Genomic DNA, 1,094 nt, shown 5'->3' with positions numbered 1-1,094 from the left:
CGGCGGAACCAACCCCAACGCCAAGGTAAACAGCTTGTCTTCGTCCATCATTAACCTTCCCTAGATCAGCAATGCCCTAAGACTACCGTACCCTCGTATCCACTCCAAGTAGCGAGGAGCCCTTTTTCATCTCCGAGCCATGCCACGGCTTTACCCACATCCTCAACGGTCTCTCCAACATCGGTTATCACTACGTCGCCAGGTTCCGCATAGCGCAGAACCTTAGCCATATTTTTTCTGACTTGAGAACGCGCACAAGTCGTAAAAACACCATACTGTGTGTATATTTCACCGTAATGGATAACACTGATTCCATTTTCGACGTAGTCAGCTTTAGTAAAGCGCTTCCCGCGAATAAATTCACCAATATCCCCCAACGCCTTCCACTCCACTTCCCCATCTTCAAAACTCAACAACTGGTCGCGGTAATAGTTGTATTTTTTTTTGCGTAGGTTAAGCTCGGTGGTCAGCTCGGTGGTCAGCTCGGTGGTCAGCTCGGTGAAAGTGTCGAGTATGCGCACGATTTCGGCTTGAATGGCCAGTGATTTTTTGGGATTTTCTGGGCAGGGGATGGGGATCTTTTTATTTGAATAGTTTCCAATCCACTGCCGCTTGTGATCGCCATCTACCAATTCGCTTGGCAAGGTATTTAACCAGTAGTAAATATATTTAATTAAAAACTTATCTTCATCGCTTGATGAAATCATCTTCATGGCAGAGGACTTTGCTTTGAAATCGAAATCCACCCATTTATTTGCAGTTGTAAAATCATCGAAAATTATTACAGGATTCTCAGATGCTTTATATATGCCGGTAACTTCATCAGTATAACCAAGAACAAAGGTTTTACCTGCAGTCAAAACAGGCGTATCAAATTCATCGCTGTAATTTGTTGAGCTCACCAAATATTTGGTCGGCTGCTCATATTGCGTCACATCACCTAGATCTGAAGTTTCACCGATTTTCATGAGGAATAAGTCGCCGCATGCTACGCCACCATACGCATGAGCATCTGAGTGAATGATTTATGAGGGGGTTGGCAGAGATGGGGCCAAAGTCCCAGAAAATGGCTGGAGAGAGCTTCATCTGTAATC

General features: G+C 44.8%; 1 protein-coding gene. It reads right to left on the bottom strand.

Features of this window, described 5'->3' with window-relative positions; translation table 11 throughout:
* Positions 1–65 precede the first annotated feature (65 nt).
* On the bottom strand, positions 66–968 hold the full coding sequence (locus H7F08_RS15290) for a restriction endonuclease subunit S (RefSeq protein WP_227487923.1): 903 nt from the start codon (positions 966–968) through the stop codon (positions 66–68).
* Positions 969–1,094 lie beyond the last annotated feature (126 nt).

This window comes from Acidithiobacillus sp. HP-11, from assembly GCF_015100075.1.
Classification (GTDB): Bacteria; Pseudomonadota; Gammaproteobacteria; order Acidithiobacillales; family Acidithiobacillaceae; genus Acidithiobacillus; species Acidithiobacillus thiooxidans.
The sequence above is the reverse complement of the archived record's forward strand: the minus strand, read 5'-3'. Positions and strand labels throughout refer to the sequence as shown.